The 24,570-nt window shown below is 59.2% G+C and carries 25 protein-coding genes and 1 pseudogene; 7 read left to right on the top strand and 19 right to left on the bottom strand.

Annotated features, from left to right (window positions below; genetic code table 11):
* Positions 1-47: 47 nt before the first annotated feature.
* From recG to exbB, 5 genes are all read right to left on the bottom strand, one after another.
* Positions 48-2,123: an ATP-dependent DNA helicase RecG gene (recG, locus tag ACMXYH_RS00250; protein WP_129439976.1), complete on the bottom strand. Its 2,076-nt coding sequence runs from the start codon at positions 2,121-2,123 to the stop codon at positions 48-50.
* Between the two features lie 9 nt (positions 2,124-2,132).
* Positions 2,133-3,062 (bottom strand): hydrogen peroxide-inducible genes activator, encoded by a 930-nt coding sequence (locus ACMXYH_RS00245; RefSeq protein ID WP_008150125.1) that lies wholly within the window; start codon positions 3,060-3,062, stop codon positions 2,133-2,135.
* Between the two features lie 291 nt (positions 3,063-3,353).
* On the bottom strand, positions 3,354-4,103 hold the full coding sequence (locus ACMXYH_RS00240; protein ID WP_415765944.1) for an energy transducer TonB family protein: 750 nt from the start codon (positions 4,101-4,103) through the stop codon (positions 3,354-3,356).
* A complete protein-coding gene (gene exbD / locus ACMXYH_RS00235) occupies positions 4,100-4,528 on the bottom strand; it encodes a TonB system transport protein ExbD (RefSeq protein WP_129439980.1) in 429 nt (142 codons plus the stop codon). The genes ACMXYH_RS00240 and exbD overlap by 4 nt, the downstream gene beginning before the upstream one ends.
* Before the next feature lie 6 nt (positions 4,529-4,534).
* On the bottom strand, positions 4,535-5,506 hold the full coding sequence (gene exbB / locus ACMXYH_RS00230) for a tonB-system energizer ExbB (RefSeq protein WP_415765943.1): 972 nt from the start codon (positions 5,504-5,506) through the stop codon (positions 4,535-4,537).
* 189 nt (positions 5,507-5,695) lie between these two features.
* On the opposite strand from exbB, the gene ACMXYH_RS00225 reads away from it, so the two are divergent.
* Positions 5,696-6,553 carry an SDR family oxidoreductase gene (locus ACMXYH_RS00225; RefSeq protein WP_415765942.1) on the top strand — a complete coding sequence of 286 codons (858 nt, stop codon included), beginning with the start codon at positions 5,696-5,698 and terminating at the stop codon, positions 6,551-6,553.
* A gap of 141 nt (positions 6,554-6,694) precedes the next feature.
* Here the strand turns inward: ACMXYH_RS00225 and ACMXYH_RS00220 are convergent, their stop codons facing one another.
* The 6 genes from ACMXYH_RS00220 to ACMXYH_RS00195 all read right to left on the bottom strand — a co-directional run bounded on the left by ACMXYH_RS00220 (position 6,695) and on the right by ACMXYH_RS00195 (position 11,989).
* Complete coding sequence (locus ACMXYH_RS00220) at positions 6,695-7,435, bottom strand: hypothetical protein (protein WP_415765941.1); 741 nt, start codon at positions 7,433-7,435, stop codon at positions 6,695-6,697.
* A gap of 59 nt (positions 7,436-7,494) precedes the next feature.
* A complete protein-coding gene (locus ACMXYH_RS00215) occupies positions 7,495-7,875 on the bottom strand; it encodes a RidA family protein (RefSeq protein WP_003229509.1) in 381 nt (126 codons plus the stop codon).
* A 24-nt stretch (positions 7,876-7,899) separates the two neighbouring features.
* On the bottom strand, positions 7,900-10,005 hold the full coding sequence (gene spoT / locus ACMXYH_RS00210; RefSeq protein WP_033059343.1) for a bifunctional GTP diphosphokinase/guanosine-3',5'-bis pyrophosphate 3'-pyrophosphohydrolase: 2,106 nt from the start codon (positions 10,003-10,005) through the stop codon (positions 7,900-7,902).
* Between the two features lie 56 nt (positions 10,006-10,061).
* Positions 10,062-10,325 (bottom strand): DNA-directed RNA polymerase subunit omega, encoded by a 264-nt coding sequence (gene rpoZ / locus ACMXYH_RS00205; RefSeq protein ID WP_007894670.1) that lies wholly within the window; start codon positions 10,323-10,325, stop codon positions 10,062-10,064.
* 167 nt (positions 10,326-10,492) lie between these two features.
* Complete coding sequence (gene gmk, locus ACMXYH_RS00200; protein ID WP_046045040.1) at positions 10,493-11,113, bottom strand: guanylate kinase; 621 nt, start codon at positions 11,111-11,113, stop codon at positions 10,493-10,495.
* Positions 11,114-11,125: 12 nt separating this feature from the next.
* On the bottom strand, positions 11,126-11,989 hold the full coding sequence (locus tag ACMXYH_RS00195) for a YicC/YloC family endoribonuclease (RefSeq protein WP_415765939.1): 864 nt from the start codon (positions 11,987-11,989) through the stop codon (positions 11,126-11,128).
* 269 nt (positions 11,990-12,258) lie between these two features.
* Here ACMXYH_RS00195 and rph point away from each other — a divergent pair, with 269 nt between their 5' ends.
* The 3 genes from rph to gltS all read left to right on the top strand — a co-directional run bounded on the left by rph (position 12,259) and on the right by gltS (position 14,988).
* Positions 12,259-12,981, top strand: coding sequence for a ribonuclease PH (gene rph, locus ACMXYH_RS00190; protein WP_010465211.1), 723 nt, complete (start codon positions 12,259-12,261; stop codon positions 12,979-12,981).
* A 28-nt stretch (positions 12,982-13,009) separates the two neighbouring features.
* Positions 13,010-13,378 (top strand): DUF4870 domain-containing protein, encoded by a 369-nt coding sequence (locus tag ACMXYH_RS00185; RefSeq protein WP_129439989.1) that lies wholly within the window; start codon positions 13,010-13,012, stop codon positions 13,376-13,378.
* Between the two features lie 404 nt (positions 13,379-13,782).
* Positions 13,783-14,988 (top strand): sodium/glutamate symporter, encoded by a 1,206-nt coding sequence (gltS, locus tag ACMXYH_RS00180; RefSeq protein WP_415767772.1) that lies wholly within the window; start codon positions 13,783-13,785, stop codon positions 14,986-14,988.
* Positions 14,989-15,071: 83 nt separating this feature from the next.
* On the opposite strand, the gene ACMXYH_RS00175 is transcribed toward gltS, so the two are convergent.
* Positions 15,072-15,851 (bottom strand): exodeoxyribonuclease III, encoded by a 780-nt coding sequence (locus ACMXYH_RS00175; RefSeq protein ID WP_008030595.1) that lies wholly within the window; start codon positions 15,849-15,851, stop codon positions 15,072-15,074.
* Between the two features lie 81 nt (positions 15,852-15,932).
* On the opposite strand from ACMXYH_RS00175, the gene pyrE reads away from it, so the two are divergent.
* On the top strand, positions 15,933-16,577 hold the full coding sequence (gene pyrE, locus ACMXYH_RS00170) for an orotate phosphoribosyltransferase (protein WP_134420917.1): 645 nt from the start codon (positions 15,933-15,935) through the stop codon (positions 16,575-16,577).
* Positions 16,578-16,751: 174 nt separating this feature from the next.
* Here pyrE and ACMXYH_RS00165 read toward each other — a convergent pair whose 3' ends face one another.
* The 5 genes and pseudogenes from ACMXYH_RS00165 to ACMXYH_RS00145 form a co-directional block, all read right to left on the bottom strand.
* Positions 16,752-17,135: a hypothetical protein gene (locus ACMXYH_RS00165; protein WP_134420915.1), complete on the bottom strand. Its 384-nt coding sequence runs from the start codon at positions 17,133-17,135 to the stop codon at positions 16,752-16,754.
* Complete coding sequence (locus ACMXYH_RS00160; protein WP_134420913.1) at positions 17,122-17,694, bottom strand: hypothetical protein; 573 nt, start codon at positions 17,692-17,694, stop codon at positions 17,122-17,124. The genes ACMXYH_RS00165 and ACMXYH_RS00160 overlap by 14 nt, the downstream gene beginning before the upstream one ends.
* A gap of 17 nt (positions 17,695-17,711) precedes the next feature.
* Positions 17,712-17,921: a hypothetical protein gene (locus ACMXYH_RS00155; protein WP_415765938.1), complete on the bottom strand. Its 210-nt coding sequence runs from the start codon at positions 17,919-17,921 to the stop codon at positions 17,712-17,714.
* 190 nt (positions 17,922-18,111) lie between these two features.
* Positions 18,112-19,017, bottom strand: coding sequence for an acetylglutamate kinase (gene argB / locus ACMXYH_RS00150; protein WP_008007602.1), 906 nt, complete (start codon positions 19,015-19,017; stop codon positions 18,112-18,114).
* A gap of 25 nt (positions 19,018-19,042) precedes the next feature.
* A pseudogene (locus ACMXYH_RS00145) lies at positions 19,043-20,446 on the bottom strand (phosphomannomutase/phosphoglucomutase); the annotation flags it as partial.
* 568 nt (positions 20,447-21,014) lie between these two features.
* Here ACMXYH_RS00145 and ACMXYH_RS00140 point away from each other — a divergent pair.
* Positions 21,015-22,010 (top strand): IS110 family transposase, encoded by a 996-nt coding sequence (locus ACMXYH_RS00140; protein ID WP_415765780.1) that lies wholly within the window; start codon positions 21,015-21,017, stop codon positions 22,008-22,010.
* Between the two features lie 37 nt (positions 22,011-22,047).
* Here ACMXYH_RS00140 and dut read toward each other — a convergent pair whose 3' ends face one another.
* Both dut and coaBC read right to left on the bottom strand, forming a co-directional pair.
* Entirely contained in the window at positions 22,048-22,503 is a 456-nt protein-coding gene (gene dut / locus ACMXYH_RS00135; protein ID WP_134420907.1) for a dUTP diphosphatase, read from the bottom strand.
* A 5-nt stretch (positions 22,504-22,508) separates the two neighbouring features.
* Positions 22,509-23,717: a bifunctional phosphopantothenoylcysteine decarboxylase/phosphopantothenate--cysteine ligase CoaBC gene (gene coaBC, locus ACMXYH_RS00130; protein ID WP_415765937.1), complete on the bottom strand. Its 1,209-nt coding sequence runs from the start codon at positions 23,715-23,717 to the stop codon at positions 22,509-22,511.
* Positions 23,718-23,853: 136 nt separating this feature from the next.
* On the opposite strand from coaBC, the gene radC reads away from it, so the two are divergent.
* Positions 23,854-24,528 carry a RadC family protein gene (radC, locus tag ACMXYH_RS00125; protein ID WP_129439997.1) on the top strand — a complete coding sequence of 225 codons (675 nt, stop codon included), beginning with the start codon at positions 23,854-23,856 and terminating at the stop codon, positions 24,526-24,528.
* Positions 24,529-24,570: the final 42 nt, after the last annotated feature.

Genomic DNA, 24,570 nt, shown 5'->3' with positions numbered 1-24,570 from the left:
GTATAACCAGCTTGCTCAGAACGGTGGTTCAGAAACTGCGACGGTGCTCACACTTGGCCGTATTGCTGCCCATGACGTAGCCAGCGGTCGAGCAGCGGGCTGACGTGATCCGGCCAGCGTTCCAGCAGCGCCTGGGCGGCGTCGCGCACGGCGGGCAGCAGATCGGCGTCGCGCATCAGGTCAGCGACCTTGAATTGCAGCAGGCCGGTCTGGCGCGTACCGAGCATTTCGCCGGGGCCGCGCAGCTCAAGGTCTTTTTCGGCGATGACAAACCCGTCGTTGGTTTCGCGCATGATGCCCAAACGCTGACGACCGATCTGTGACAGCGGCGGATGGTAAAGCAGCACGCAATGACTGGCCGCGCTGCCCCGACCCACACGACCGCGCAACTGGTGCAATTGCGCAAGCCCGAGGCGTTCGGGGTTTTCGATGATCATCAGGCTGGCGTTGGGCACGTCGACGCCGACTTCAATCACCGTGGTGGCGACCAGCAGTTGCAGGTTGCCGGCCTTGAATTCGGCCATGACCGCGGCTTTTTCGACGGGCTTCATGCGGCCGTGGATCAGTCCGACCTTCAACTCGCCGAGGGCGGCGGTGAGGTCTTCGTAAGTGGTTTCGGCAGCCTGGCAGGTCAGCTCTTCTGACTCTTCAATTAGTGTGCACACCCAATAGGCCTGGCGCCCTTCAGCGCAGGCGCCGCGCACCCGTTCGATGACTTCGACGCGCCGGGTATCGGTGATCAGCACGGTGTTCACCGGGGTCCGGCCAGGCGGTAGTTCGTCGAGGATCGAGGTGTCGAGGTCGGCGTAGGCGCTCATGGCCAGCGTCCGGGGAATCGGTGTCGCGGTCATGATCAGCTGGTGCGGGCACATCCGCCCGCCGACACCTTTCTGTCGCAGCGCCAGCCGTTGCTGCACGCCGAAGCGGTGCTGTTCGTCGATGATCGCCAGTGCGAGGTTTTTGAACTGCACTTCGTCCTGGAACAACGCGTGGGTGCCGACCACCATTGGTGTGCCACTGGCGATCTGCTCCAGTGCGGCCACACGGTTCTTGCCTTTGAGCTTGCCGGCCAGCCACGCCACTTCAATGCCCAGCGGTTCGAGCCAGCGCTTGAAGGTGATGAAGTGCTGCTCGGCGAGGATTTCGGTGGGCGCCATCAGCGCGACTTGATAACCGGCCTCCAAGGCCTGGAGTGCAGCGAGGGCAGCGACCACGGTTTTACCCGCGCCGACGTCGCCCTGAATCAGCCGCAACATGGGCTCGTGCTGACTGAGGTCGTAGGCGATTTCGTTGCCGACCCGTTGCTGAGCGCCGGTCGGAGTGAAGCCAAGGTTCGCCAGATATTGAGCTGGCAGCCGGGTGGCTTTCGGCATCGCTGGCGCGCGCAGGGAGCGCATGCTCTCGCGCAGGCGCTGCTGGGATAGTTGATGGGTCAGCAGTTCTTCGAAGGCCAGGCGGTGCTGCGCCCAGTGATGCCCGAGGGCGAGTTCGTCGACGTCGGCATCGGCCGGCGGGTGGTGCAGGTAGCGGATCGCATCGGCCAGCGGCGCCAGTTGATAGTCCCGCGCCAGTTCGGTCGGCAGCCAGTCGGGCAGGCTGGTAGGGCCGAGCATCGTCAGGGTTTGCATGCACAACTGGCGCAAGCGCTGTTGAGTCAGGCCTTCAGTGAGCGGGTAAACCGGGGTCAGGGTTTCGTCCACCGGCGGCGGCTCGTCGCCGGTGATTGCGCGGTATTCCGGGTGATAGATTTCCAGCCCCGACGCACCGGGCCGCGCTTCGCCGTAGCAGCGAATGCGCGTGCCGCGTTTGAGGCCTTCTTTCTGGGCGTTGCTGAAATGGTAGAAGCGCAGGCTGAGCCCGCCGGTGCCGTCCTGCAGGCGCACCACCAGGCTTCGGCGACGGCCCATGACCACATCGGCGCCGCTGACGGTGCCTTCGATCACGGCGTCTTGCCCAGGTCGCAAATGGCCGATCGGGACCACGCGAGTGCGGTCCTGATAACGCAACGGCAGGTGAAACAGCACGTCCTGGAGATTCTCCAGGCCGACCTTGGCCAGCTTCTCGGCCATGGCTTCGCCGACACCCTTGAGTGCCGTCACCGACACTTGCGACAACTCGGTCATGGCAGCGACTTAGGCCGCAACCACCGGTGCTTGCGGTTTGGCCACCGAGCACAGGCGAATGGAGTCAGCGAGGATTTCAATTGCCTTCGGCCGCGGGAAGCTCGCACGCCAGGCGATGGCCACGGTGCGGAACGGCACCGGAGGCGTCAGTGGACGCACTTCGATCACGCCGGGGGCGTAGTGATGGCTGTCGACTGCCGACAGCGGCAGGATCGAGATGCCGAGGCCGGACGCAACCATGTGGCGGATGGTTTCCAGGGAACTGGATTCCACCGTGGTGTGTTTGGCGCCGTCGTTGCCTTTGGCCAGGGTCGGGCAGGCTTCCAGCACTTGATCACGGAAACAATGGCCTTCGCCGAGCAGCAGCAGGCTCTTGTCGTTGAGCAGGGCGGCGTCGATGGATTCTTTTTGGGTCCACGGGTGCTGGGCCGGCATCAGGACGTAGAACGGCTCGTCGTAGAGCTGCAGGGTCAGCACGTCGGCTTCGTTGAACGGCAGGGCGATGATGATCGCGTCGAGCTCGCCGTTGCGCAGTTTGTCGCGCAGCACGTGGGTGAAGTTTTCTTCGATGTACAACGGCATCTGCGGGGCGACCCGGTGCAGTTGTGGAATCAGGTGCGGAAACAGGTACGGGCCGACGGTGTAGATGGCGCCGACTTTCAGCGGCGCGGTCAGCTGGTTCTTGCCGGCCTGGGCCAGTTCGCGGATGCCTTGGGCCTGTTCCAGCACTTTCTGCGCCTGGGCGACAATGCCTTCACCAACCGGGGTCAGGCGCACGGCACTCTTGCTGCGCTCGAAAATCAGCACACCGAGTTCGTCTTCAAGCTTTTTCACGCCCACCGACAGGGTCGGCTGACTGACGTGGCAACGCTCGGCCGCGTGGCCGAAGTGCTGCTCTTGGGCGAGGGTAACGATGTAGCGTAATTCTGTAAGAGTCATAGCAAGCGTCCATGAAGTTGCGAGCCAAGCATACCGGCTGCAATCGATAGACGCACGTTATCAGACTGAGTGTGTTGAGTGACACAGGGCAAAGCAGGTTTGCCGCTGGCGGATATGCAAAAGGCACCTTTCGGGTGCCTTCTTTGCTTGATCACGGACTTTCCTGCTGCTGGATAACCCTGTGGGAGCGAGCTTGCTCGCGATGGCGGCGCAACAGTCAACAGATGTGTTGAATGAGACGGCCTCATCGCGAGCAAGCTCGCTCCCACAGGGGGAGCGGCGGTGTTTTACTTAACGCCGGCGTTTTTCCAGCGAGTAAACAAACGGCGCAACGATTTCGATGGCGCCATTGGTCAACATGTCGGCCGGTGGCTTTGGCAGCGGCTGGGCGCGGCGGATCATTTCCAGGGTGGCCCGGTCCAGATCGGTGTTACCGGAAGCGGTCACCAGTTCGAACGACAACACGTTACCTTCGGCATCTACCACGAAGCGCAGACGGTTCATGCCTTCCTTGTTCCGCGCCTGCGCACTGGCCGGGTACTTCTTGTACTTGGCCAAGTGAGCGAGCAGGGTGCCTTGCCAGCTGGCCTTGGCCGCTTGCTGCGCCGGTGATGGGCCTGGTGCCGGCTGAGCGGATTTCTCCGTTGGCGCCTGAGTCGGTTGCGCGTCGCTCGGTTTTTCCTCGGACGGCTTCTCTTTAGGCGGTTCCGGCTTTTTCTCCACAGGCTTGGGCGGTTGAGGCTTTGGCTTGGGTTTGACCTGTTTCGGCACGGCGATCTCGGCCTTTGGCGCTTCAGCCAGCTTCGGTATCGGCAGTTCTTCCACCGGAGCGGGTGGCTGTGGCGGCGTTATGACCTTCGGCGGTGCCGGCGGTGGCGGGGCCGGAACCGGCGCCAACTCGACCATCATCGCCTGTGGCGGCAGCTCGATCGGTGGGCGCGACGTCCAGTTCAGCGCCAGCGCAATGGCCAGCGCATGGACGCCCAGCACCACGGCCAGGCTCCCGCTATAACGCGTCAGCTTTTGGCGCGTCGTGATCATTTCTTGACTGCCGTCTCGAGTCCGACCAGACCCACCTTCAGGTAACCGGCAGAGCGCAGGTTGTCCATCACGCTCATCAGGTCGCCGTAATCCACGCCTTTATCGGCCTGGAAGAAGATCGTCGTGTCCTTCTTGCCTTTGGTCTTGGCGTCGAGGGTAGCGCCGAGTGCTTCGGCCTTCACTTCGTCTTCGCCGAGGAACAGGCGTTGGTCAGCCTTGACGCTGAGGAACACCGGTTTCTCTGGCCGTGGCGCCGGTTTGGCGCTGGAGGCCGGCAGGTCGACCTTGATGTCCACGGTGGCGAGCGGGGCCGCCACCATGAAGATGATCAACAGCACCAGCATCACGTCGATGAACGGTGTGACGTTGATTTCGTGGTTCTCGGCCAGATCGTCATCTGCGCCTTCTTTCAAATGCAAGCCCATGGCTGATTACCCTACTTTGACCATGTGGGGTTGCGCGGATCGCTCGGTGGTCGGCAGGTGATCGAGGTCGCGGCTGACCAGCAGCAGGACTTCAGCCGAGGCATCGGATACTTGCGCCTTGTAACCGGCAATGGAGCGGGCAAAGACGTTGTAGATCACTACGGCTGGAATCGCTGCAACCAGGCCCAACGCGGTGGCCAGCAGGGCTTCGGCGATGCCGGGAGCCACGACGGCGAGGTTGGTGGTCTGGGTTTTGGCGATGCCGATGAAGCTGTTCATGATGCCCCACACGGTGCCGAACAGGCCGACGAACGGCGCGGTGGAACCGATGGTGGCGAGCACGCCGGTGCCGCTGCTCATGTTGCGACCGCAGGCTGCAACCAGACGCTCAAGGCGGAAGGCGACGCGTTCCTTGATGCCTTCTTTCTCGCGGCTGTTGACCGACAAACGCATCTCTTCCAGGGCGTCATGTACCAGCAAATTGGCGAGGGTGCCTTGCTTGGTGGCTGTCACACTGGCTTCTTTAAGGGTGGTGGCTTTTTTCAGGTGGACGATTTCGGTGCGCAGACGACGCTTGGCGCCCATCAGCTCGAAGCCTTTGGCGATCCAGATGGTCCAGGTGATGATCGAGGCGATGGCCAGACCGATCATCACGATTTTCACGATGATGTCGGCGTTCTGGTACATGCCCCACGGCGACAGGTCGTGGGCCATGCCCAGGGTGTTGTCGGCTTCGAGGACTTCCGGAACGTCTTCGGCGGTGGTGTCTACGGCTTGGGCCGGGTCGGTCGCAGCTGGGGTAACATGATCGGCTGGAGCTGGAGCTGGAGCAGCAGTGGCGGCAGCCGGAGCGGCTGGCGCTTGTGCGTCAGCGAAAGCGGCGGTCGGCGCCAGCATCAGGCTGAGCAGCAGGGCGGCCACCGCGCTCCAGGCGCGAGGTCGTTTGGTTGGCGAAGCGGGGAATTGATTGCGTGTCATGCTGGCCGGACCTGAGAGAAAAAGACGGTAAATGTTCTTCCAGGCCTCGTGAGGCCGAGAACAAAAGTGGCAGGTATTATTGCAAGTAATTCTTGTTAACAAAAGTAATAGAGTATCTTTTTTTCCTGCATTGCTAGCCGCTCGTCCATTGCCGGCGCTAGTCTGTGCCTTTCCAATGGGAGTTTTCTGATGTCCGCGCCTTCTGTTTTGATCGCCGGTTGCGGCGATGTCGGCAGTCGCCTGGCTACGCAATTGGTCGCTTGCGGGTGGGAGGTTCATGGCCTGAGGCGTGACGTCTCACGCCTGCCCCAGGGAGTAATTGGCGTTGCCGGTGACTTGTTCAATGAAGACTGTCCGGCGACCTGGCCAGTCGGTGCGGTGGATTACCTGGTGTATTGCGCCGCTGCCACCGATCACGATGAGGCCGGTTATCGCGCTGCTTATGTGCAGGGCTTGCAGCACGTGCTGGAATGGCTGAATGACTACGGGCAGGTACCCAATCGCCTGCTGTTTGTTTCCAGCAGCAGTGTGTATGGCCAGCAGGATGGCGAGTGGGTCGATGAGACTTCGCCGACCATTGCAACAGGCTATTCGGGTCGATTGATGTTAGAGGCGGAGCAAGTGGCACTCCAAAGCGGCATCCCGGCGAGCATCGTGCGCTTGACCGGCATTTACGGCCCGGGGCGCGAACGGCTGCTGACGCAGGTTCGTCGGGGTTATCGCGTGGCCGTCGATCCACCGTTGTACGGCAACCGCATTCACGCCGACGATGCGGCGGGGTTGATGGCGTTTTTGCTTGAGGCTGATCGACGCGGTGTGGCGCTGGATGACGTCTACATCGGTGTGGACGATGCGCCTGCGCCGCTAGCCGAAGTGGTGGACTGGTTGCGTGAGTATCTGGGCGTGACCGAATGGGCCGAAGACGCGAGCGTACGTCGCACGGGTAGCAAGCAGTGCAGCAATGCTCGGGCGAAGGCATTGGGCTGGACGCCGAAGTATCCAAGCTATCGCGAAGGTTACGCCGCCATTCTTGAAGGCCGCTGCTAACTTCCGGTCACCACAAACCAAATGTGGGAGCGGGCTTGCTCGCGAAGGCGGCCATAACATTCAACATCATTGTTGACTGTTACACCGCTTTCGCGAGCAAGCCCGCTCCCACATTTGATCATCGTTGCAGCTAAGATCGGGTCACTGCTTCTCGAGCAACCACTTGCGATCACCCGGCGTGAACGATGGCATCTCGTCCGCCTGAGCGGTGTTTACGGCCTGGAGAATCTCCAGTTCTTTGCCTTTGCGCGCAAAGATCCAGGTATTGCCCTGACCATTCGCCTGTAGCCACATGTTGTCGTTGCCGCCGCTCATCGATGCGCAATCGCCCGCCAGACACAGGGCATAGCGATCCGCTCCCGGCAGGCCGGCAACCTGGCCGTCAGCCTGGAATTGCACGGTATTGCCTTCACCGGGACCGCTGACGACTTTCCAGCTGCCGCCCATGTAGGCCGAATACAGTGCGCGTTCGAAGCTGGCACCCATCGGTGCGCCATCCGGCACCGTAACCTGCGCGCGGTGGAAGACTTGCTCCGGCTCATTGTCGCTGGCGACTTGGCTCAGTTGCTTGCCGTCACGCTTCAGCTTGCTGGCGGAGCTGCCATAAAAGTCGACTTTCCAGGCGCCAGACTCTTCGCCCAGCAGCTTGCCGTCGACGTTTTCAAAACCATTGGTGTAGCGGGCCTGACCAGCCTTAGTGTTGACGTCCCATTCCAGGTTCGGGCCATAGGCCTGGAGCGCTTCGCGCAGGGGGCCGCCTTTGGCTGCAGCATCGATCGCCACTTGATTGATCCAGGTGCCGCTGATGTCACGGTCGGCAGGGTTGCTGGCACAACCGCCCAAGAGTAGGGCGACCAGCGAGAGAGCTAGCGCTTGGCGCATGGTGGAATCCTTTCAGAAACGGAGTCGGCGCAACCTAAAAACGGCTGCGCCGTACGCATTTACTCGATGACCAGAATGGCATCCATCTCAACCTGCGAACCCTTTGGAAGGGCCGCTACGCCGATGGCGGCGCGGGCAGGGTAAGGCTGGTCAAAGTACTTGCCCATGATCTCGTTGACCTTGGCGAAGTGGCTCAGGTCGGTGAGGAAGATGTTCAGTTTGACGATGTCCTTGAACGAACCGCCAGCGGCTTCAGCCACGGCTTTGAGGTTCTCGAATACCTGGACGGTCTGGGCTTCGAAGCCTTCAACCAGTTCCATGGTTTTTGGGTCCAGAGGAATTTGACCCGACATGTAAACGGTGTTGCCAGCCTTGATCGCCTGGGAGTAAGTGCCGATGGCGGCCGGGGCCTTGTCGCTGGTGATAACTGTTTTGGTCATGAATGACTCCTTGTAATGAGTGGCTTACGCACGCATGCGAGTGATGCGAATCACCCCGGTCAGGGCGCGCAGTTTCTTGATCACGCGAGCCAGGTGCACGCGGTCGTGCACGCTGACCACCAGTTGGACCACGCTGATGCGACCATCGCGTTCGTCCATGCTGATTTTTTCGATATTGCCGTCGGCCGCGTTGACGCTGCTGGCCAGCAGAGCGATCAGGCCGCGCTGGTGTTCCAGCTCGACGCGCAGCTCGACATTGAATTCGCCGGTGACATCCTTGGCCCACGAAAGCTGGATGCATTTTTCCGGGTTGTGGCGGATTTCGCTGATGTTGCGGCAGTTGTCCAGGTGCACGACCATGCCTTTGCCCGCGGACAGGTGGCCGACAATCGGGTCGCCCGGGATCGGCGTGCAGCACTTGGCGTAACTGAGCACCAGGCCTTCGGTGCCGCGAATCGCCAGCGGGCCTTCCGCGCTCGGCAGCTGTTCGCCTTCACCAAGCAGTCGGCGGGCGACCACGTAAGCCATACGATTGCCTAGGCCGATGTCTTCGAGCAGGTCTTCGATCAGTTCCAGGCGGTACTCGGTGAGCATCGCCTTGACGCGCTCGGCGGCTACTTTCTCCAGCGAGCTGTCGAAACCGTTGAGGACCTTGTTCAGCAGGCGTTCGCCGAGGCTGATGGACTCGGAGCGGCGTTGCAGTTTCAGCGCATGGCGGATGTGAGTCCGTGCCTTGCCGGTGACCACGAAATTGAGCCACGCCGGATTCGGCCGTGCCCCCGGGGCGCTGACGATCTCGACCGTGGAGCCGCTTTGAAGCGGTTCGGACAGCGGTGCGAGACGTCGATTGATCCGACAGGCAATGCAGCTGTTGCCCACGTCGGTGTGCACCGCGTAAGCGAAGTCGACCGCCGTGGAGCCTTTTGGCAGCTCCATGATCCGACCTTTGGGCGTGAACACGTAGACCTCGTCCGGGAACAGGTCGATCTTCACGCTCTCGATGAATTCCAGCGAGTTGCCGGCCCGTTGCTGCATCTCCAGCACGCCTTTGACCCACTGCCGGGCGCGGGCATGAGTACCTTTTGGCTGCTCATCGCCACTGGATTTATAGAGCCAATGGGCGGCGATGCCGTTGTTGGCCATCTCTTCCATTTCACGGGTGCGGATCTGAATCTCGATCGGTACACCGTGCATCCCGAACAGCGTGGTGTGCAGCGACTGGTAGCCGTTGGCCTTGGGGATCGCGATGTAATCCTTGAAGCGCCCCGGTAACGGTTTGTACAAATTATGCACAGCACCCAGCACGCGGTAGCAGGTATCGACCTTGTCGACGATGATCCGGAACGCATAGACGTCCATGATCTCGTTGAAGGCCCGACGCTTGCCGCGCATTTTCTTGTAGATGCCGTAGAGGTGTTTCTGACGACCGCTGACCTCGCCCTGAATGCCGTCGATGGCCAGGCAGTGGCTGAGGGATTCTTCGATCTTGTTGACGATTTCCTTGCGGTTGCCCCGGGCGCGTTTGACCGCCTGGTTGATCCGTGCGGAACGCATCGGGTGCATCGCCTTGAAGCCGAGGTCTTCGAATTCTATGCGGATGGCGTGCATGCCCAGCCGGTTGGCGATGGGCGCATAGATTTCCAGGGTTTCCTTGGCGATCCGTCGGCGTTTTTCGCCGGACAGGACTTCCAGGGTCCGCATGTTGTGCAAGCGGTCGGCGAGTTTGACCAGGATCACGCGAATATCGCGGGCCATGGCCATGGCCATTTTCTGGAAGTTTTCAGCCTGGGCTTCGGCCTTGGTCTCGAAGTTCATCTGGGTCAGTTTGCTGACCCCGTCGACCAGTTCGGCCACGGTTTCGCCGAACTGCGCTTGCAGCGCTTCCTTGGCAATACCGGTGTCTTCGATTACGTCATGCAGCATCGCAGCCATCAGGCTCTGATGGTCCATGTGCATGTCGGCAAGAATATTCGCAACCGCAAGTGGGTGCGTGACGTACGCCTCGCCGCTACGGCGGCGCTGGCCATCGTGGGCTTGTTCGGCGTAGAAGTACGCTCGGCGGACCAGGTTGACCTGGTCCTTGCCGAGGTAGGTCGATAAGCGATCGGCGAGGGCGTCTATGCTCGGCATGATGAAACCTGCCGTTCGCTGTGACCCCGCGCCGTGCTACGTCGACCAGGCATGGCTTAGACTGCCTCGTTGGACTCGTCCTCGAACGCTGCGAACAGCGGTTCGTCTTCGACGATTTCAGCGTTGGCGATGAACTCGTAGCTCATCAGGCCTTCAGCGATTTCACGCAAGGCTACAACGGTAGGCTTGTCGTTTTCCCACTGAACCAGTGGCTCTTTGCCGCCGGTGGCCAGTTGACGGGCACGCTTGGTAGACAGCATGACCAGCTCAAAGCGGTTTTCCACGTGGTTTAGGCAATCTTCAACGGTTACGCGGGCCATGGTATTCCTCGGAGCGAATGCAATATGCGCGCTGCCCGGTTGGGCGAGCGGACTCAACAGTTTAAAAAATCACCAGCGATTAGGGAAGCGCTGATTTTTTGACCAAGCCCTTCAACGCGCTGCAAGTGCCAATGTAAAGCCCTTGCAACGGTTTTGGGAAGAGCTGTTTAGCCGAGCAATTCGGCCAAAAGTTTTCCGTTACGCTGCTGCTGACGCTTCTGATGCAGCTGATTGGCACGGAAAATCGCCTGCAAATCGCGCAGTGCGTGGGCGAAATCGTCGTTGATGATCAGGTAATCGTAGTCGACGTAGTGACTCATCTCGCTGACGGCTTCGCGCATCCGGCCTTCGATGATCTCGTCGCTGTCCTGGCCACGATTGGTCAGGCGCTGGTGCAAGGCCTGCAGGGACGGCGGCAGAATGAAGATCGAACGGGCCTGAGGCATCAACTTGCGTACTTGCTCGGCGCCTTGCCAGTCGATTTCCAGAATCAGGTCGTGGCCTTCATCCAGGGTCTGCTGCAGGTGGCTTTGCGAAGTGCCGTAGAGATTGCCGAACACTTCGGCGCGCTCGAGGAAATCCCCATGCTCGATCATCTTCACGAACTCGCTGCGTTCGACGAAGTGATAGTTCACGCCGTTCACTTCACCGGGGCGCATGGCGCGGGTGGTGTGGGAGACGGAGACGCGGATCTCCTGATCAGCGTCGGTCAGGGCCTTGACCAAGCTGCTCTTGCCCGCGCCCGAAGGTGCGGAAATGATGTACAGGGTGCCGGTGCTGTGGGTCATGTCAGGGTTGCCTCACTCAATATTCTGCACTTGTTCGCGCATCTGCTCGATCAACACTTTGAGGTTGACCGCCGCCTGGGTGCTGCGCGGGTCGAAGGCTTTGGAGCCCAGTGTGTTGGCTTCGCGGTTGAGCTCTTGCATCAGGAAATCCAGGCGCCGACCGGCAGCGCCACCGGATTTGAGCACCCGGCGAACTTCTATGATGTGAGTGCTCAGGCGATCCAGTTCTTCGGCGACGTCGCTCTTTTGCGCGAGCATGACCATTTCCTGCTCCAGCCGCTGCGGGTCCATCTCGGCCTTCATGTCGGCAAAGCGGTCGAGCACTTTCTGGCGCTGGGTGGCAAGCATCTGCGGGACCAGTTCACGCAGGGTCACCACGTCTGCTTCAATGGAGGTCAGGCGATCGTTGATCAACCGCGCCAGCTCCGCGCCTTCGCGCTCGCGGCCGGCCTTGAGTTCTTTCAGGCCTTCGTTGAACAGTGCCAGGGCTTCGGCATTCAAGGCTTGCGGGTCGGTCGCATCGCCCACCAGCACGCCGGGCCAGGCCAGGACTTCCAATGGGTTCAGCGCGGCCGGATTTTTAATCAGGCTGGCGATGGTCTCGGCGGCGGCGACCAATTGCGCGGCGCGCTCGCGGTCCACTTGCAGTGGTTTGTCGGTATTTTCTTCGGTGAAGCGCAGGGTGCATTCGAGCTTGCCCCGGGAGATCCCCTGACGCAGTGCTTCGCGGACCGAGCCTTCGAGGTCGCGAAAGGACTCAGGCAGACGCAAATGCGGCTCCAGGTAGCGGCTGTTGACCGAGCGCAGTTCCCAGCTCAGGGTGCCTTGAGCGCCGGCTTTTTCGACGCGGGCGAAGGCGGTCATGCTGTGCACCATGGAGGTACCTCGCAATGCAGGTTCATGCGTTACCGAAGGTTTCGCAGGCCTGATCTATATGAATTTAAGCCCAGAGGCAGCAAAGGCGCAGGATTGTAGCGCAGTGGGGCGAATGCGCCCAAACACACGGTGTGACAAAGGGCTGCAGGTCGTCGGCAAAGCGCTGTTCAGGGCCTTCAGTCGTCGGGGGATTTTTTAGAAGTGCCCACTCGCGGCCCTGCGGCTCTATAATGCTCCGCAGTTTTCCGTCCCCCGTACAGGTATTCCCTATGAAACGTCCAAGTGGTCGCGCTGCCGATCAGCTCCGCTCGATCCGCATTACCCGCAACTACACCAAACACGCCGAGGGATCTGTGCTGGTCGAGTTCGGTGATACTAAAGTCATCTGCACCGTCAGCGTCGAGAACGGCGTGCCGCGTTTCCTCAAAGGTCAGGGCCAAGGCTGGTTGACCGCTGAGTACGGCATGCTGCCGCGTGCCACCGGCGAGCGTAACCAGCGTGAAGCGAGCCGCGGCAAGCAAGGCGGCCGCACCCTGGAAATCCAGCGTCTGATCGGTCGTTCCCTGCGTGCTTCGCTGGACATGTCCAAGTTGGGCGACGTCACCCTATACGTTGACTGCGACGTGATCCAGGCTGACGGCGGCACTCGCACCGCGTCCATCACCGGCGCCATGGTTGCACTGGTCGACGCCTTGAAAGTGATCAAGAAGCGTGGCGGCCTGAAAGGCGGCGACCCGCTGAAGCAAATGATTGCTGCCGTATCGGTGGGCATGTATCAGGGTGAGCCGGTACTCGACCTCGACTACCTGGAAGACTCGGCCGCCGAAACCGACCTGAACGTGGTGATGACCAGCACGGGTGGTTTCATTGAGGTTCAGGGCACTGCCGAAGGCGCACCGTTCCAGCCGGAAGAGCTGAACGCTATGCTGGAACTGGCGAAGAAAGGCATGACCGAAATCTTCGAACTGCAAAAGGCTGCACTGGCCGACTGATCGGACTGCTCCACGCAAGGAGGACGCCATGAGTGACGAGCAACAGCTGCTTCCCACACCGAGCAAAGAGGTTCGGCAGTGGGCAATGTTTTGTCACCTGTCCGCCTTGCTGGGGATCTGGATTCCGTTCGGCACGCTGATCGGCCCGCTGATTCTCTGGCAGATGAAGCGCGAGATGGACCCGTTCATCGATGCGCAGGGCAAGGAGGCGCTGAACTTTCAGATCACCGTCGCCATTGCCTCCGCCATCTGCTTGCTGCTGATGGTGGTGATCGTCGGGTTCTTCTTGTTCGCTCCGTTGGCGATCGGTGCGCTGGTACTGACGATCATCGGTGGCGTGAAGGCCAATGAAGGGGTGCCGTATCGGTATCCGTTCACTTGGCGGTTGATCAAATAACGATCAGCGCTAGATTCCCTTGTGGGAGCGACAGCTGTGTGAAATGCAGTTCGCCACGCTTTAAAGCAAATGCCCTGACTTGTCGGGGCATTTTTTTTAGATTTGATTAACTTCCCCAACGTTGCCATTAGCAATATCCAGCGGCCGCAGGTATTGCTGCGCACTATCGCTCTTACACTTCTAGTCACAACTGCTTCGCCTCAACACCGCCTATGTGCTTGGCAATGAGACTTCGCGGTTGATAAAGTTGCCCCAAGTAATATTCCTTCAGGAATATTTCGATATATTCAGACCATTGAAGGTCCTTGAATTTAAAGCAAATCAGTGTTGATAAGATCAACCTGTTCAAGAGGCGTGTCCAGGTAAAAAGTTCGCCCATGAATATATATAAAAGAATAATCCCAATGGTTCAGCTCGATTTCTATGGAACACTTGTGGCCGCCTCTTTAGTACTGTTGTTGGGGCGTGGACTTGTCACACGAATCGGTTTTTTACGCAGTTACAATATCCCTGAGCCTGTAGCAGGCGGCCTGGTGGTGGCTCTGCTTCTCCTGGCTTTGCGGGGATTTGATATTGACGTCCGATTTGACACCTCACTGCAGACGCCCTTGATGTTGGCGTTTTTTGCCACCATTGGCTTGAGTGCTGACTTCGCAAGCCTGAAGAAAGGCGGGCGCGTAGTGGGGGTCTTTCTACTGGCGGTCATCGGGCTTCTGGTGGTCCAGAATGCCATGGGCATCGGGCTCGCAAAGGCCTTGGGGCTCGATCCGTTGATGGGCTTGCTTACGGGCTCGATTACGTTGTCTGGCGGTCACGGTACAGGCGCTGCGTGGGGAGCGACGTTCAGCGAGAAGTTTGGCCTGGCGTCCGCCTCTGAACTCGCGATGGCCTCTGCGACGTTTGGCTTGGTGCTGGGTGGTTTGATTGGTGGTCCGGTCGCTCGCCTGCTCATCAAACGTGTCCAGACACCCGGTTGCGAGAAAGATAAGCCGCGTCTGCCGAAGGGCTTTGAGCAGCCAAACAAAGAGCGCTCGATCACGCCATTTTCGTTTATCGAGACGCTCGCCCTGATCGCCGTCAGTCTGATGGCAGGCTCCCTCTTGAATGGCCTGCTCCACGGAACTGCATTTGAGTTGCCGACGTTCGTATGTGTCTTGTTCGTGGGTGTGGTTTTACGCAACGGACTTTCCGCACTTGGCTTGTATCAGGTGTTTGAGCGTGAAGTTTCCGTGTTGGGGAATGTCAGCCTATCGCTGTTTCTGGCGATCGCTCTGATGTCGCTCAAACTGTGGGATCTGGCAGCGCTGGCGTTGCCGATCTTTATCATCCTGGCTGCGCAAGCGTTGGTCATGGCACTGTTTGCGATTTTCGTGACATTCAGAATGATGGGCAGCAACTACGATGCGGCAGTTCTGGCGGCAGGGCACTGCGGTTTCGGACTGGGAGCAACGCCAACTGCCATCGCTAACATGCAAGCGGTGACACAACGTTACGGACCTTCGCAGATAGCGTTCCTGGTGGTGCCAATGGTGGGTGCTTTCTTCATCGACATCATTAATGTCATCGTGATCAAGTTGTACCTGGCGCTGCCGTTTTTCGCCGCTGCTTGAAGGGATAACGCATAAGAAAAATGCCCGTATCTTGCGATACGGGCATTTTCGTCAATCGGTCAGCAGGTTTTCGTGTCAGTGACCTAGATAGTCAGCGTCCAGTCGTAGTCCACGATCAGCGGCGCATGCTGCGAGAACCGTGGCTGACGTGGCAGGCGCGCACTGCGTACAAAGCGGCGCAAGCCCGGGGTCAGTATCTGGTAATCGAAACGCCAACCGAGGTTGAGCATTTCAGCCTGTTCGTTATCCGGCCACCAGCTGTACTGGTCACCTTCACGGCTGACTTCACGCAGGGCATCGACATAGCCCATGTTGCCGACAATCTCGTCCATCCAGGCACGTTCAGGTGCCAGGAAGCCCGGGGATTGCTGGCTGTCACGCCAGTTCTTGATATCCAGCTTCTGTTGCGCCACGTACAGCGAGCCACAGTAAATGTACTCGCGACGTTTGCGTCGCTGTTTATCCAGATAACGGGCGAAATCGTCCATTAGCTTGAACTTCTGGTTCAAGTCTTCATCGCCGTTCTGCCCCGAAGGGAGCAGTAAGGTCGCGATGCTGACCTTGTCGAAATCGGCTTGCAGGTAGCGCCCGTAGCGGTCGGCCGTCTCGAAGCCGAGACCGCTGATGACTGCCTTCGGTTGCAGCCGCGAATACAAAGCCACGCCACCTTGGGCGGGAACTTCGGCTTCGCAGGCATAAAGGAAGTAGCCATCCAGTTGGAAGGCTGGATCGTCCAGTTCAAAGGCGGAGGCGCGGGTGTCCTGCAGGCAGATGACGTCGGCATTCTGTGCTTGCAGCCAACTGAGCAACCCTCGCTCCACTGCAGCCTGAATACCATTGACGTTCACACTGATGATCCGCATAAATGGCCCCAAAAATCGCGTGCGTGTATGATACACGGCGTCAACCTAATTAGCTAAATCCGTGGTATTTGGGGTTTTTTCATGCAAGCGTATCAGCGCGATTTCATTCGTTTTGCCATCGATCGCGGCGTTTTGCGCTTCGGCGAGTTCACCCTGAAGTCCGGACGCACCAGTCCTTACTTCTTCAATGCCGGCCTGTTCAACTCGGGTTCGGCCCTGGCGCAGCTAGGTCGTTTCTACGCGGCTGCCATCGTCGAGAGCGGTATTGCGTTCGACGTTTTGTTCGGTCCAGCCTACAAAGGCATCCCTTTGGCGGCGACCACCGCAGTGGCCCTGGCCGAACATCATGGCCGCGATCTGCCGTGGTGCTTCAACCGCAAGGAAGCCAAGGCTCACGGTGAAGGCGGCAGTCTGGTCGGCGCCCCGTTGACCGGCGACGTGCTGATCATCGATGACGTAATCACCGCGGGCACTGCAATCCGTGAAGTAATGCAGATCATCGCTTCCCAGGATGGCGCCAAGGCTGCGGGTGTGCTCATCGCTTTGAACCGTCAGGAGCGTGGCAACGGTGAGTTGTCGGCCATTCAGGAAGTGGAGCGTGACTTCGGCATCCCGGTGATCAGCATTGTTTCGCTGAATCAGGTGCTCGAATTCCTGGCGGACGATCCGCAGCTCAAGCAACACCTGCCAGCGGTTGAAGCTTACCGCGCACAGTTCGGCGTCTGACCATAATCCCTTGTGGGAGCGAGCTTGCTCCGGGCGGCGTTCCGACGATGAGGCCATAACATTCAACATTGATGTGACTGAAAGACCGCTATCGCGAGCAAGCTCGCTCCCACAGGGTTGTGTAGGCCCAAAAGACCCCGCTCAGTCGACCTGAGCGGGGTCTTTTTTTTGCCGTCAGCGAAGCCTTCGCCATTTTCCTATCAGCTTTAGCGCCACCCCGACGTTGAACAGCGCAAACACCATCAGTGCAAACACAACCATCACATAAAGCGTGCGATCCACGTCAAAGTCCCAAAGATTCAGCGTGCTGCTACCCATGATTTTCACAGCGGCAGGCAAGTTGACGTAAAACAGCGCCAGGAAGGCGCTGGTCAGAGGGAGAGCGCAGGCGAACAAAACGTTCGTTACCTTTTTTCGACTACGTTTTCTGGCGAGCGGGCCAGATTGGCTTTCATCCAGCTCCAGTGCTTCATGCAGCCTGGGCCAAGCCAGGTTGAACATGAAAGTGGTCAGGGTCAGCAGCAAACCGCTGACCGCGACAATGTCACTGAACGACATTCAGACCAAGCGTCCTGCACAGCAAGTCGTGAGAGTCTTCGCTGATTTCGAACTGCCCGGCGCTGCCTTTACGTTTTGTGATGGGTTTGAAGGTCGGTTCGTTCTGTGTGATCAGCATGTTCAGTTCATCACGAATGACGTCCGAACTGATCACCACCAGATACACCGTCTGCGCATGCTCCGCAGACTCAATCACGGCTCGCATGCTGTGCTGCAGAATATCGTCCAGTTGATTGCGAAAGCGCGAAACCGTGTTTTTCAGCAGGGTTTTGCTTTGGCTCTGGGTCAGCTGAAAAATCGTCGATATCTGAGATTCGGTCGGCAATGTCTGCCCGAAGTAGCTTTGAATCAGATATAGCAAGCGGTCCTGTTTCGCTTCATCGGCCCGACTCGGCATGCCGCCTTCTACCAGCATTTTCAAGTATTCGGTCAGGCTCGCCTTGGCGATACGTTGTAAGGCATGAGCGATTTCGCTGTCGGATATCTTCAGGGTCTTTTTGACCGGCTCCTTCTGCTCCTGCTCGAAAGCCTGGGCGTCGATCGTGAACGAGATCTGCATGGCTGAGTCTCCCGTGATCACTTACCGGATTTGGGATAAGGGTCGTCCGTTGCGTCTCCTTGGCCGCTGAGGATTTTCCAGCCGTTTTGTACGTGCAATGAATCCAGGCGTTGCGGGCAGGGCGACAAGGATTTTTTCGATTGGTTGGAATATTCGTAGCCGCAGTCGGCGCATTCGTAGGTGCCTGCGGAAACGTCGCTGCCGTTAGGTGCGTAAACTTTTTGCATGGGGTCGTTCTCCTGTGGATACAGGGAAGATCCTATGCGGACTAATGCTGGCTGGATGTCGGACGTTTCGCTTAGTCAGGTCAGACATTTCCTGCGCGCATAAAAAAGATCGCAGACTTCGTCAGCTCCTACGGAATATTCGTACATCCACAGGTGCTACTGAAGGGTGCGATCTTTTGACGTTCTTGAATCAGTGACGCTTGCGATTACTGATCAAGGTGCCTACACCGGTATCGGTGAAGATCTCCAGCAGAATCGCATTCGGAACCCGGCCATCGATGATCAACGAGCTGCCCACGCCACCTTGCACGGCTTCCAGCGCGCAACGGATCTTCGGCAGCATGCCACCATAGATGGTGCCGTCGGCGATCAGATCGTCGACCTGTTGAGTCGTCAGACCGGTCAGGACCGTGCCCGACTTGTCCATCAAGCCGGCGATGTTGGTCAGCAGCATCAGCTTTTCAGCTTTCAGCGCTTCGGCGACTTTACCGGCCACCAAGTCAGCGTTGATGTTGTACGACTCGCCGTTAGCACCGACGCCGATTGGCGCGATCACCGGAATGAAGTCGCCTTTGACCAGCAGGTTCAGCAAGTCGGTGTTGATCCCGACCACTTCGCCCACCTGGCCGATGTCGATGATTTCCGGTTGGGTCATCTCCGGCGTCTGGCGGGTCACGGTGAGTTTCTTCGCACGAATCAACTCGGCGTCTTTGCCGGTCAGGCCGATGGCGCTGCCGCCATGACGGTTGATCAGGTTGACGATGTCCTTGTTCACTTGGCCGCCGAGGACCATTTCCACCACGTCCATGGTTTGCGCGTCAGTCACGCGCATGCCATCGATGAAGTGGCTCTCGATCGACAGACGCTTGAGCAGGTCGCCAATTTGCGGGCCGCCGCCGTGAACCACCACCGGGTTAATGCCGACGGCTTTCATCAGCACGATGTCGCGGGCGAAGCCGGTTTTCAGCTCCTCGCTTTCCATCGCGTTGCCGCCGTATTTGATCACCAGCGTCTTGCCGACATAGCGGCGAATGTAAGGCAGCGCTTCGGACAGGACCTTGGCGGTGTTGGCGGCGGCTTCGCGTTCGAGGGTCATTCAGGGCTCCGGGTGCTTCAGAAGATCAAAACGGTAATTGGAGATCAGGTGCAACACGCTTCAACTGGACTTTGAACACGTCCTTGATGCGCTGCAGTTCAGCTTCGTCATCGGCCTCGAAGCGCAGCACCAGCACCGGTGTGGTGTTGGACGCGCGAACCAGGCCCCAGCCTTTGGCGTAGTCGACTCGCACGCCGTCAATGGTGGTCAGGTCGGCGCCTTCGCCCCACTTCGCGTCGTGCAGTGCATCAATGATGCTGAATTTGCTCTCTTCGGTCACATGGATATTGATTTCCGGCGTAGAAATATCGTTCGGGAAGGTCGCAAACAGCTCTTCCGCGGTGGATTTTTCTTTGCTGAGGATCTCCAGCAGACGCGCAGCGCTGTAAATGCCGTCGTCGAAACCGAACCAGCGTTCCTTGAAGAAGATGTGCCCGCTCATTTCGCCGGCCAACAGGGCGCCGGTTTGTTTCATTTTCTTTTTGATCAACGAGTGACCGGTCTTCCACATGAGCGGACGGCCGCCGTATTCCTTGATCAGCGGCGTCAGGCGACGGGTGCATTTGACGTCGAAGATGATCTCCGCGTCAGCGTTGCGCGCCAGCACGTCACGGGCGAACAGCATCAGCAAGCGGTCCGGGTAAACGATGCTGCCGGTGTTGGTCACCACGCCGACGCGGTCGCCATCGCCGTCGAAGGCCAGGCCGAGGTCAGCGTTGGTTTCCTTGACCTTGGCAATCAGGTCCACAAGGTTTTCAGGCTTGCCCGGATCCGGATGGTGATTCGGGAAGTTGCCGTCGACGTCGCAGAACAGCGGGATGACTTCGCAGTTCAGGGCTTCAATCAGTTGCGGGGCAATCACGCCGGCCGCGCCGTTGCCGCAGTCGACGACGACTTTGAGGCGGCGGGCGAGTTTGATGTCCTCGACGATTTCGGTGTTGTAGCGGTCGAGGATCTCGACCTTGGTGATGCTGCCCTTGCCGCTGCTCAGGTTGTTGGTCTTGAGGCGTTCGTGCAGGGCCTGGATCTGTTCGTTGGCCAAGGTGTCGCCAGCGATGACGATCTTGAAGCCGTTGTAGTTCGACGGGTTGTGGCTGCCGGTGAGCATCACGCCGGATTTGCCGGCCAGCACGTTGGCGGCGTAGTACAGCGCAGGCGTTGGCACCAGGCCGACGTCGCTGACGTGGCAGCCGCTGTCGGCAAGGCCTTTGATCAGTTGTTCGACCAGTTCTGGACCGGACAGGCGACCGTCACGGCCAACGGAAACGTTCGGTTCGTCCTGGGCCAGGCTCTGGGAGCCGATGGCGCGACCGAGCCAATAAGCGGTTTCAGCGTTCAAGAATTCCGGGACGGTGCCGCGAATGTCGTAGGCGCGGAAGATGCTGTCGGGGAACTTGGGTGCGACTTGGGCTGGGCTGCTCATTACTGGAAATGCTCCATCTCGAAGGGTGGTTGGACCTGCTGCGAAGAACTCGTCGACAGGCTCAAACTGAAGGGTATGACGACGTTTTCCACTGAGAGTTCGTGGTGTGCAAAGGCCATGCCCCCAACATTAGCGAGCGATTGGCTGGCCAATGCCTTGATTTTGGGCGGTAAACCTTCCAGATGAGGCTAGTGCAATTTTCATCATCCAGCGCACTTGCTCCCGCTTTCCCTGTAGGAGCTGCCGAAGGCTGCGATCTTTTGATCTTAAAAACGAAAATCAAAAGATCGCAGCCTTCGGCAGCTCCTTGTATGTTGACCTTGATTCCAACGAGAGAGGTTACGCTCAAGGATTCATACAACAGCAAGTGCGTTTCTGGGGGAGGCCGATCGCTCCTGAAGGCAGGATTTGCTCCTGACCTTGTCTGTAGAGAGGCCCCCCCGCCTCATTGCCCACCACGAAGAGTATCGAGAAGCCGACAAGTCGGACTTCGCATTACAAGGTTGCAGTGGCATGAAGTTCGAGGTCGGGGGAACCAGGAGCAATCTTACCGAAAGTCAGGGAAGTGAAAAGCATGAATACTCATGTCGGCATAGACATTGGTGCGCGCACGTCTGTCATGGGATGGCGGCAGAGCGGTAGAACATCAGGCCAGTGGGATATTCAGCACACGCCCAAAGGACGTAAGGCTGCCGTGACAAAAATGTTGGGTCTCAAACCGCTGAGCGTGGTCATGGAGGCCACCGGCATTTACTACCTGGATCTTGCATTGGAGTTGCACGCCGCCGGCCTGCCGGTCTCGGTGATCAACCCCAAAAGCTTCCACAATTTTGCAAAATTGATGCTGCAAAACAGCAAAACTGACCAGATAGACGCTCAATTGCTGGCTGAATATGGCGAGCGCATGACTCCCAGGCTTTGGGTTGCGCCTACTGCCGATCAAATGACGCTGCGTGCGATTGGCCGCCATATCAATCGGCTGATTGGTCATCGAACACGAGCCAAAAACGAATTACACGCGCTACAAGCGACAGAAACGAGTGTGGAGCTGCTGATCGAGGATGAGAAAGAGGCGATTGCAGGGCTGGACACACGGATTGATCGCTTGAAGAAAGCCGCACGTGATGCCATCGCCAAATGCCCGGATCTGAGTTTGCAGTTTCGCTGCATGATGGCGGCCCCCGGCGTTGGAGAAGCCTCAGCCATCGCCGCACTGGCTGAGCTGACGACCCTTCCGGTAACGCTTAAATCGGCGCAGGTAAGCCGCTATGCAGGCCTGGATGTCAGGTTGACCCAGTCAGGCACCAGCGTGAACCGACCAGGGCGAATGTCCAAATGCGGTAATGCTTACTTGCGCGCAGCGATGTTCATGCCGGCGATGACGGCAATTCGTTGTGATGAGAATGTGAAGGCCTTCTACGAGGCTCTGGTAGCGCGCGGCAAGAAGAAAATGCAGGCCATCGGTGCGGTCATGCGCAAATACCTAACCGGGTTATGGGCATGCATGCGCTCCGGAGAAGAATTTAATACGGCCAAGCTTTTTAGCGAAAAACATCTCGCGAAAGCTTGACCGTGAACAGAGTATCTACAGGGAGGGCTTCAGCGGATCAATGGCTACCGGAGTGCCCGAAACCGCCGGCACCGCGCTCGGTTTCAACGAACTCTTCGACCATCTCGAAGTGCGCTTGAACCACCGGCACCAAAACCAGCTGGGCCAAACGCTCGCCCACCACCATGTTGAAGTCGGTCTGGCCACGGTTCCAGCACGACACCATCAGCGGGCCTTGGTAATCGGAGTCGATCAGGCCGACCAGGTTGCCCAGCACGATGCCGTGCTTATGGCCCAGGCCCGAGCGCGGCAGAATCAGCGCCGCCAGGCCTGGATCGCCAATGTAGACGGACAGGCCAGTCGGGATCAGCAGGGTTTCTCCTGGCTTGATGACGGTGTCTTTTTCCAGCATGGCGCGCAGGTCGAGGCCGGCGGAGCCTGGCGTGGCGTACTGCGGCAGCGGGAAGTCGGTTCCGATGCGAGGGTCGAGGATCTTGGCTTGCAAAGCGTGCATGTAAATTAAACCTGGTTCAGACGTTCGGAGATAAAAGTGATCAGCTGGCGGGCAATCTTGCTCTTGCTGGTCTGGGCGAAAAGTGTGGCGTGTAGCTGGCGGTCGATCACGCTGCAGGCGTTTTCTTCGCTGTTGAAGCCAATGCTCGGGTTGGCGACGTCGTTGGCGACGATCAAATCGAGGTTCTTGTCTTTCAACTTGCGGGCAGCGTAATCGAGCAGGTGTTCGGTTTCAGCGGCGAAACCGACACTGAACGGACGGTCAGGGCGGGTGGCGATGGTGGCCAGAATGTCCGGGTTACGCACCATCTGTAGCAACAAGCCGTCGCCGTTCGTAGGGTCTTTCTTGAGTTTCTGTGGGGCGACGACTTCCGGACGGTAGTCCGCGACCGCTGCCGAGGCGATGAACAGGTCGCAAGGGATCGCGGCTTCACAAGCGGCGAGCATGTCGCGGGCGCTGACCACGTCGATGCGGGTGACGCGATCCGGGGTCGGCAGGTGCACCGGGCCGGTGATCAGCGTTACGCGGGCGCCGGCTTCCACTGCGGCCTCGGCCAGGGCAAAGCCCATTTTTCCGGAGCTGTGGTTGGTGATGTAGCGCACCGGGTCGATGTTTTCCTGGGTCGGGCCGGCGGTGATCAGCACGTGTTTGCCGGTCAGCGCCTGACGCTGGAAGCAGTCCGCCGCACACTGGGCGAGGTCGGTGGCTTCGAGCATGCGGCCCATGCCGACATCGCCGCAGGCCTGGCTGCCGGAGGCCGGGCCGAAGGTTTTCAGGCCGCGGCTTTCGAGGGTTTGCAGGTTGGCCTGGGTGGCCGGGTCGCGCCACATGGCCTGGTTCATCGCCGGGGCAACGGCGACCACGGCGTCGGTGGCCAGCACCAGCGTGGTCAGCAGGTCGTCGGCAATGCCTTGGGCCAGGCGGGCAATAAGGTCCGCAGTGGCGGGGGCGATCAGCACCAGGTCGGCCCATTTGGCCAGCTCGATGTGGCCCATGGCAGCTTCGGCCGCCGGGTCGAGCAGATCGAGGTGGACCGGATGCCCGGACAAGGCCTGCATGGTCAACGGTGTGATGAACTCGCTGCCGCCGCGGGTCATGACCACGCGCACTTCGGCGCCCTGGTCGATCAGGCGGCGAACCAGGTCAGCGCTCTTGTAGGCAGCAATACCGCCGCCGACGCCCAGAACGATGCGTTTCCGATACAGCCGCTGCATAGGTCTGCCTTTCATTTCGTTGATGACTGCGTGGCGATACCCCCTCCCCAGGAGTGAAATCGCTCGCAAAAAAGATGGGCTACGATATCACAGCGACCGCTACGGAACAGCGGCGCCCACAGAGCAGGGAGGTGCTATGAGTATTCGCGATTGGCCAGCGGCGGAACGGCCGCGGGAGAGGTTGCTTGAGTTGGGCTCGGGGAGCCTTTCAGACGCCGAATTGCTGGCGATTTTTTTACGAACGGGCGTGTCGGGTAAAAGCGCGGTAGATCTGGCGCGACACCTGTTGAATCAGTTTGGCAGCCTGCGCTCACTGCTCGAGGCCGATCAAGCAGCATTCAGCAGGCAGTTGGGGCTTGGGCCGGCGAAATTCGCTCAGTTGCAAGCGGTCCAGGAAATGGGCCGGCGGCATTTGGCCGAACGTGCGCGCCAAAAATCGGCGCTGGAAAATCCGCAGGCGGTTCGTGATTACCTGAAGTCAATGCTGCGCCATGAGCCTCACGAGGTGTTCGGCTGTCTGTTTTTGGATTCCAGGCATCAAGTGCTGACTTTTGAAGTGCTGTTTCGCGGATCCATCGACAGCACTAGTGTCTATCCGAGACAAGTGGTTAAACGCGCGTTGGCCCACAACGCCGCAGCGTTGATCCTCTGCCATAACCATCCGTCGGGTAATACCAACCCCAGTCAAGCCGACCGAACGCTGACCAAGCGCCTGCAAGAGGCGCTGGACCTGATCGATGTGCGGGTGCTCGACCATTTCATCATCGGTGACGGCGATCCGCTGTCCATGGCCGAGTACGGGTGGATGTAGCGGGAAGCCCGACAAACACAAATCCCCTGTGGGAGCGGGCTT

This window comes from Pseudomonas frigoris (assembly GCF_047758635.1).
Lineage (GTDB): Bacteria > Pseudomonadota > Gammaproteobacteria > Pseudomonadales > Pseudomonadaceae > Aquipseudomonas > Aquipseudomonas frigoris.
Note: the sequence above shows the minus strand (reverse complement) of the source record. Positions and strands in the feature narration are given on the sequence as shown.